7 protein-coding genes and 1 pseudogene are annotated in these 6,726 nt (G+C 67.9%); 7 read left to right on the top strand and 1 reads right to left on the bottom strand.

Features of this window, described 5'->3' with window-relative positions:
* A partial coding sequence (locus WA944_RS15035) for an aldehyde dehydrogenase family protein (protein ID WP_526647083.1) occupies nt 1–782 on the top strand: 782 nt, incomplete at its 5' end.
* A 56-nt stretch (nt 783–838) separates the two neighbouring features.
* Nucleotides 839–2,227, top strand: a complete 1,389-nt coding sequence (locus WA944_RS15030; RefSeq protein WP_526374346.1) for a class-III pyridoxal-phosphate-dependent aminotransferase — start codon at nt 839–841, stop codon at nt 2,225–2,227.
* Here the strand turns inward: WA944_RS15030 and WA944_RS15025 are convergent.
* A complete protein-coding gene (locus tag WA944_RS15025; protein WP_526374347.1) occupies nt 2,224–2,871 on the bottom strand; it encodes a hypothetical protein in 648 nt (215 codons plus the stop codon). The two genes, WA944_RS15030 and WA944_RS15025, sit on opposite strands and share 4 nt — an antisense overlap.
* A 103-nt stretch (nt 2,872–2,974) precedes the next feature.
* Here WA944_RS15025 and WA944_RS15020 point away from each other — a divergent pair, with 103 nt between their 5' ends.
* The 5 genes and pseudogenes from WA944_RS15020 to WA944_RS15000 all read left to right on the top strand — a co-directional run bounded on the left by WA944_RS15020 (nt 2,975) and on the right by WA944_RS15000 (nt 6,493).
* Nucleotides 2,975–3,439 carry a hypothetical protein gene (locus WA944_RS15020; protein WP_526374348.1) on the top strand — a complete coding sequence of 155 codons (465 nt, stop codon included), beginning with the start codon at nt 2,975–2,977 and terminating at the stop codon, nt 3,437–3,439.
* 117 nt (nt 3,440–3,556) lie between these two features.
* Nucleotides 3,557–4,307, top strand: a pseudogene (locus WA944_RS15015) (SDR family NAD(P)-dependent oxidoreductase).
* Nucleotides 4,308–4,344: 37 nt separating this feature from the next.
* The gene (locus WA944_RS15010; protein ID WP_526374349.1) at nt 4,345–5,355 is read left to right on the top strand and encodes a CobW family GTP-binding protein; all 1,011 of its coding nucleotides are present in this window, start codon (nt 4,345–4,347) and stop codon (nt 5,353–5,355) included.
* Between the two features lie 67 nt (nt 5,356–5,422).
* A complete protein-coding gene (locus tag WA944_RS15005; protein WP_526374398.1) occupies nt 5,423–5,809 on the top strand; it encodes a DUF2237 family protein in 387 nt (128 codons plus the stop codon).
* A 30-nt stretch (nt 5,810–5,839) separates the two neighbouring features.
* Entirely contained in the window at nt 5,840–6,493 is a 654-nt protein-coding gene (locus tag WA944_RS15000; RefSeq protein ID WP_526608934.1) for an MOSC domain-containing protein, read from the top strand.
* Nucleotides 6,494–6,726: the final 233 nt, after the last annotated feature.

Raw genomic sequence — 6,726 nt, 5'->3', positions numbered from 1 at the left:
GCGTCCAAGCACTCGGCGGAGCCAAAAACCACGCCGTGATCCTGCCCGACGCCGACCTCGACCTGGCCGCCGACGCCATGGTCAACGCCGGGTTCGGCTCGGCCGGGGAACGCTGCATGGCCATCTCCGCATGTGTGGCCGTCGGCCCGATCGCCGACGACCTGGTCGCCAAGATCGCCGAGCGGACCACACCGCTCAAGATCGGCGACGGCACCAAGGATTCCGACATGGGCCCCCTGGTCACCCGAGCCCACCGCGACAAGGTCGCCGGCTACATCGACGCCGGCGAAGCCGACGGCGCCAAGGTCGTCGTCGATGGCCGCACCATTTCCGAGGACGGCGGCGACAGGGCCTCCAGTGGCTTCTGGCTCGGCCCCACCCTGCTCGACAATGTCACAGCCGAGATGAGCGTCTACACCGACGAGATCTTCGGACCCGTGCTCTCCGTCGTACGCGTCGAGACCTACGACCAAGCCCTGGACTTGATCAATACCAACCCCTACGGCAACGGCACAGCCATCTTCACCAACGACGGCGGCGCCGCCCGACGCTTCCAAAACGAAGTCCAGCTCGGCATGGTCGGCATCAACGTCCCCATCCCCGTCCCCATGGCCTACTACAGCTTCGGCGGCTGGAAGAACTCCCTGTTCGGCGACGCCCACGCCCACGGCACCGACGGCGTCAACTTCTACACCCGCCAAAAAGCCATCACCCAACGCTGGCTCGACCCCTCCTCGCGCGTCTCTGGCGGCATCAACCTCGGCTTCCCCGAGAACGCCTGATCAGCCCCCGCGAGAGTACGGTTTGTCACACATCAACCAGATAGGTCTTCACGGTCATGACTGTGCTGAACGAAACCACCCAGCTGCCCAATGGTCTGAGCGTCGAGGCGGCCCGCGCCGAGGCCGCTCGCACCTACGAGCTCGATCGCGCCCATGTGTTCCATTCGTGGTCCGCCCAGGCCGACATCTCACCGATGACGATCGTGGCGTCCGAGGGCTGTCACGTCTGGGACGGTGACGGCAACCGGCTGCTCGACTTCTCCTCGATGCTGGTGAACACCAACATCGGCCACCAGCATCCCAAAGTTGTTGGTGCCATTGCCGATCAGGCGGCGAAGCTCTGCACGTTGGCACCCCAGCATGCCAACGATGCCCGCTCCGAAGCCGCCCGGCTGATCGCCGAGCGGACGCCGGGTGACCTCGACAAGATCTTCTTCACCAACGGCGGCGCCGACGCCGTCGAGCACGCGGTGCGGATGGCCCGTCTGCACACCGGCCGGTACAAGGTGTTGGCACGCTACCGCTCGTATCACGGCGGTACTGAGACCGCGATCAACCTGACCGGTGATCCGCGTCGCTGGCCCAACGATCACGGCAATGCCGGCGTCGTGCACTTCTTCGGTCCGTTCCTCTACCGGTCGCAGTTCCACGCGACCACCGAGGCGGAGGAGTGTGAGCGCGCACTGAGCCACCTGCACGACCTGATCCGGATGGAAGGCCCGTCGACCATCGCGGCGATCATCCTGGAGTCCATACCCGGCACCGCGGGCATCATGGTGCCGCCGCCCGGCTACATCGCCGGAGTGCGGGCGCTGTGCGACGAGTACGGCATCATCTTCATCGCCGACGAGGTGATGGCAGGTTTCGGCCGCAGCGGAAAGTGGTTCGCGATCGACCATTTCGACGTCACACCGGATCTGCTGACCTTCGCCAAGGGCGTCAACTCCGGCTATGTCCCGCTCGGTGGGGTGGCGATCAGCCCCGCGATCGCCGACACCTTCGCCCATCGTGCCTACCCGGGCGGGCTGACGTACTCCGGGCATCCGCTTGCCACCGCCGCCGCCGTCGCGACCATCAACGCGATGGCCGACGAGGGCATCGTCGAGAATGCCGCAAGGATCGGCAGTGAGGTCCTGGGACCCGCGCTGCGCGAGATGGCCGGGCGGCACCGCTGCGTCGGTGAGGTGCGCGGTGCCGGCGTGTTCTGGGCGGTCGAACTCGTTGCCGACCAGCAGACCCGGGAGCCGCTGGCACCGTACGGCAGTTCCAGTGCCGCGATGAACTCCGTTATCGCAGAATGCAAGAAGTTCGGATTGCTTCCGTTCGCCAACTACAACCGCATCCACGTGGTGCCACCGTGCATCGTCACCGAGGAACTGGCCCGGGAGGGCGTCGCGATCCTGGATCGCGCCCTGGACGTCGCGGACGCGGCGCTGAACTCCTAAGCGCCCAGCTCGCCGGAGATTCCGCGCTCGAGGGCGACTCGGGCGCGTTCGGGCAGCACGACCAGGCCGTCGAGCTCCCGCCGCGCCAGCCGGTAGGCCCGCTCGCGTTCCTGGGTCGTCGCCGCCGTGTCGGCCGAAACCCGCAGCAGGCGTTGCGCACGGCCGAGCCGCTCCTGGTCCTCGCTGGAAAAGCCGGTGCGGCGCCGCCGGATCGCCTCGGCTTCGGCGACATCGAAGGCGGTGACGTACTCCTGCACCGCGTCCAGATATTCGCGGGTGGCCTCGCGGTCGTCCACGAGGTCGGCCACGTCCGCGGGGCGCAGGAAGTCCGACCGCAGTTTGGCCCGGTGGAAACGCTCGGTGAGCGGGTCACGCATGTCGGTCATCAACGGATAGTCGAGCAGCTTGGCGACGTCGAGCTCATATTCGAGCCAGCGCGTGTCGGTCCGGTCGTGTTCCTCGATGGTGCGGGTGATCGCCCGCCGCTGCGCGGCAGCGGCATCGGGGCGCGGTTCGGCCTCCGGCGGAAGCTCGGCCGTACGGCGACCTCGTGCAGAGGTGATGGCCCTGAAGGTGGCATAGCCCACACCGGCCAGTGGCACGAGGATGATCAACAACTCGGCCAGGCGGAAGAGCAGTCCCATTCGGCCAGGATGCCACCACCCGCGGCGGGCACATATCTAGGCAACCTAGAAAAATCATCAGTTTGTTGGTTTCGTTTTGGTATCGGCGGGCAATTTCTTCGGCATGCGAAACAAGACCACTTCTCCCCGGACGTCTCCCCGAACCCTTGGATCCTTGCTCTTCGCAGGCGCTGCGGCGACTGCGATCGCGACGGCTCCCCTGACCTTTGCGCAGAGCCCGTTCAACACCAACCCGCCACCCCCGCCCCCGCCGCCGCCGGTGGCGTGCGTCAATGCTGACGGAACGCCGTGCTACGTCGGTCCCGACGGTGCCGCGGGCGCCATCCCCGGTGGTCCCGTCGGTGCAGCCGGACCCGGTGGTGCCGAAGGCGCGATTCCCGGCGGCCCTGCCGGCGAGGCCGGACCTGGTGGCGTCAGCGGTAGCACCAACCCCGGTGGGGTCAGCGGCGCCGCAGGACCGGAAGGCGTCACCGGCGCCATCCCGGGTGGACCCAGCGGAACCGCCGGACCGGGCGGAGCCAGCGGCTGCATTCCCGGTGTGGGTTGCGCAACCATCCCCGCGCCCTGATCTGACCGCATAACTCCATAATCGTGGCCGAAGGGCCGGGTCTGATTCCCCCGAGATCGGGCCCGGCTCTTTGGTGCGTCGCACACCCGACGAACAGCGGTGGCTACGGTAGCGAGCATGGATGGCAAGACCGTGCGTGACCGGGGCGGCCCGTGGTGTCGGCAAGGGCATCGCATCCGCTCTCGTCGAGCGTGGCGCCCCGGTGCTGCTGGTGGACCGTGACTCCGAGCTGCTCACCGCGACCGTCGGGCAACTCGGGGGTCCCGGGCCGCGGCGCAGTGGGGTTGATCGCTGATCTGCGTGAAGAAGGCTGTGCAGCTCGCATCGTCGACTCGGCGGTCGAGACCTTCGGCGGCCTGCACGGTTTGGTGAACAACGCGATCGCCACCAACGAGCCCAAGCCGTTCCAGGTCATCACCCGCGACGACTACGACCTGGTCTTCGACGTGGGGCCGCTCGCGACCTTCGAGTTGATGCAGGCGGTGTACCCGGTGTTCGTCGCCGGCGGCGGCGGCAGCATCGTCAACTTCGGATCGGGCTCGGGCACCTTCGGCAAGCCGAAGTTCGGCGCCTACGCGGGCGCCAAGGAGGCCATCCGCGGGATGTCGAAGTCGCTGCGCTGGAATGGGGCCGAGACAACATCCGGGTCAACGTGGTGTGCCCGTTCGCCGAGACGGAGAGCATCAGGATGTGGCGGGAGATGGCTCCGGAGACCTACGAGCGCACGGTGCGCGGTGTTCCGCTGGGCCGTCTGGGAGATGTCGGTTCCGACATCGGGCCGGTGGTGAGGTTTCTGCTCAGCGACGAGGCTTCGTTCGTCACGGCGCAGACGATCATGGTCGACGGCGGGGCGGCCGGCTTCCGCTGATCTGGCTGCAGCTCGGATGATCGCCGAAAGGAGAAGTGTGCACAGGGTTCCGGTGATCGCGCTGACCGGCTATCTCGGCGCAGGCAAGACCACCCTGCTCAACCACGTGTTGCGCAGCCCGGGCGCACGGATCGGCGTGGTGATCAACGATTTCGGCGAACTCAACGTCGACGCCGCGTTGGTGACGGGCCAGGTGGACGAGCCCGCCTCGATCGCGGGCGGCTGCATCTGCTGCCTGCCCGACGAGGGCGGACTCGACCTCGCCCTGGCCCGCCTCGCCGATCCCAAGCTGCGCCTGGACGCCATCCTCGTCGAGGCCAGCGGCCTGGCCGACCCGGTGGCGATCTCCCGGATCATCCGCTTCAGCGGGGTGGACAACGTGCGCCCCGGCGGAATCGTCGACGTCCTCGACGCAGCCACCCACTTCGACACCGTTGACCGGGACGCCAGCCCGCCGGCACGTTACGGCGTCGCCACGCTGGTGGTCGTCAACAAGCTCGACCAGATCGCTGCCGGTGAACAAACCGCCGTGCTGCAGCGCATCGAGAGCCGGGTCCGCGACCGCAACCCGCACGCGCAGGTCGTGGGCGCCACCGCGGGACGCATCGACCCGGCCCTGCTCTACGACGTCTCTGCCGCCGAGGAGGCGGGCCAGTTGACCTTCCGGGAACTGCTCTTCGACAGCGACCCGGGCCCGGACCATGACCACGTGCACGCGGATTCGGTGACGGTGGTCGGTGACGGGTGTGTGGATCCCGGCGCGGTCATCGACCTGCTCGAGCAACCACCGACCGGGGTGTACCGCATGAAGGGCACCATCGCGGTGCGCTACCGAACCTCCACCCGCGTCTACGTCGTCAACGTCGTGGGGCCGTCGATCCACATCGCCCCCGCCCATGCGACCGCGAGCTGCCTGGTGGCGATCGGGATGGGGCTCGACGTGGACGACGTCCGGCGGCAGCTCAGCGCGGCGCTGCACACCGCCACCGCGGCGGCGCCTGCCCAGAGCGTCCGGCGACTGCAGCGCTACCGCAAGCTCAGCATCTGAGCGCGGGCGGCGTCGTCCCACCTCCGGGCGCCCGACCGGTGATACTGACGTGATGGCTGAGGACACGATCGCTGAACGCAACGTGCTGGGCGGGCCGCTGGAGCCGTGCGGTACGGAGCCAATGACCGGCTTCTACCGCGACGGTTGCTGCAGCACCGGCGACGAGGACCTGGGGCGCCACACCATCTGTGCGGTCGTGACCGCAGAGTTCCTCGAGCACCAACGCTCGATCGGCAACGACCTGGCGACGGCAATGCCCGCCTACCGCTTCCCCGGCCTGGTGCCCGGCGACCGCTGGTGCGTCACCGCCCAGAACTGGCTGCGGGCGCACGAGGACGGTCACGCGTGCCCGGTGGTCCTGGCCTCGACGCACGAACGCGCGCTGGAATCGGTGCCCGCGGAGGTGCTCAGCCGCTACGCAGTCGACGTTCCGGACGATCTGGCCGGCCTCTGAGGCGTTGCCTCGGTTGATCTAACCTTACGTATGGCCTCGGTCCTGACTGTGAACACGGCACCCGCGGTCGTTGATCTCGGCGCGCTGCGCACCGGCATCGACAAGCGTCCCAGCGCCGAGCCGCTCGCCGTGCGTGCTCCCGGGCCGAGGAAGAGCGGGCTGGGCAGCGGTGTCGTGGGTGACTCGATCGGTAATTCGCGCCACCACGGCGGTGACGACCAGGCCGTGTACGCCTATGCCCGCGAGGATCTCGACGACTGGCAGTCCCGCCTCGGCCGTGACATCGGCAACGGCATGTTCGGCGAGAACCTCACCACATCGGGCGTGAACCTCACCGACTGCCTTGTCGGCGAACGATGGGCGGTCGGAGACGACGGACTGGTCCTGGAAGTCACCAGCCCGCGCACGCCCTGCAAGACCTTCTCCACATGGTTGGGGATCCCGGGATGGATCAAGACTTTCACCGCCACAGCGATTCCCGGGGCGTATTTTCGGGTCATCGAGCCCGGCACCATGCGCGCCGGCGACCGGATTCAGATCATCGAGCGTCCGGACCACCCGGTGACCGTCGGCGTGGTGTTCCGCGCGCTGATGCTCGAGCCGGCCTTAATGCCCACCCTCGTCGCGGCAGATGCCCTGCCGGACAAGATCAAACAACAGGTCGCCCGCCGCCACGGTGCCTGAGTGGGACTGATCCGGCGCGACGCACAGGGTTCTCCCGGCCGCCGGATATAACGTGTCGGCGATTGGGTATGCAGCCGGGGAGCATCATCCGTCAGGGTCAGTCGCCCTGGACCGGGTGGCATGCGCGGCACGGGGGGTCGCGCACCGAAAGCCGCAGTCGAGGCACGGCGGCAAGTGGCGGACGTCGACAGGAGCATCAGTGATCAACGACTGGAATCCGGCATGGTCCGATC

This window comes from Mycobacterium sp., assembly GCF_049683355.1.
In the GTDB taxonomy this organism is placed as follows: Bacteria; Actinomycetota; Actinomycetes; order Mycobacteriales; family Mycobacteriaceae; genus Mycobacterium.
Note: the sequence above shows the minus strand (reverse complement) of the source record. Positions and strands in the feature narration are given on the sequence as shown.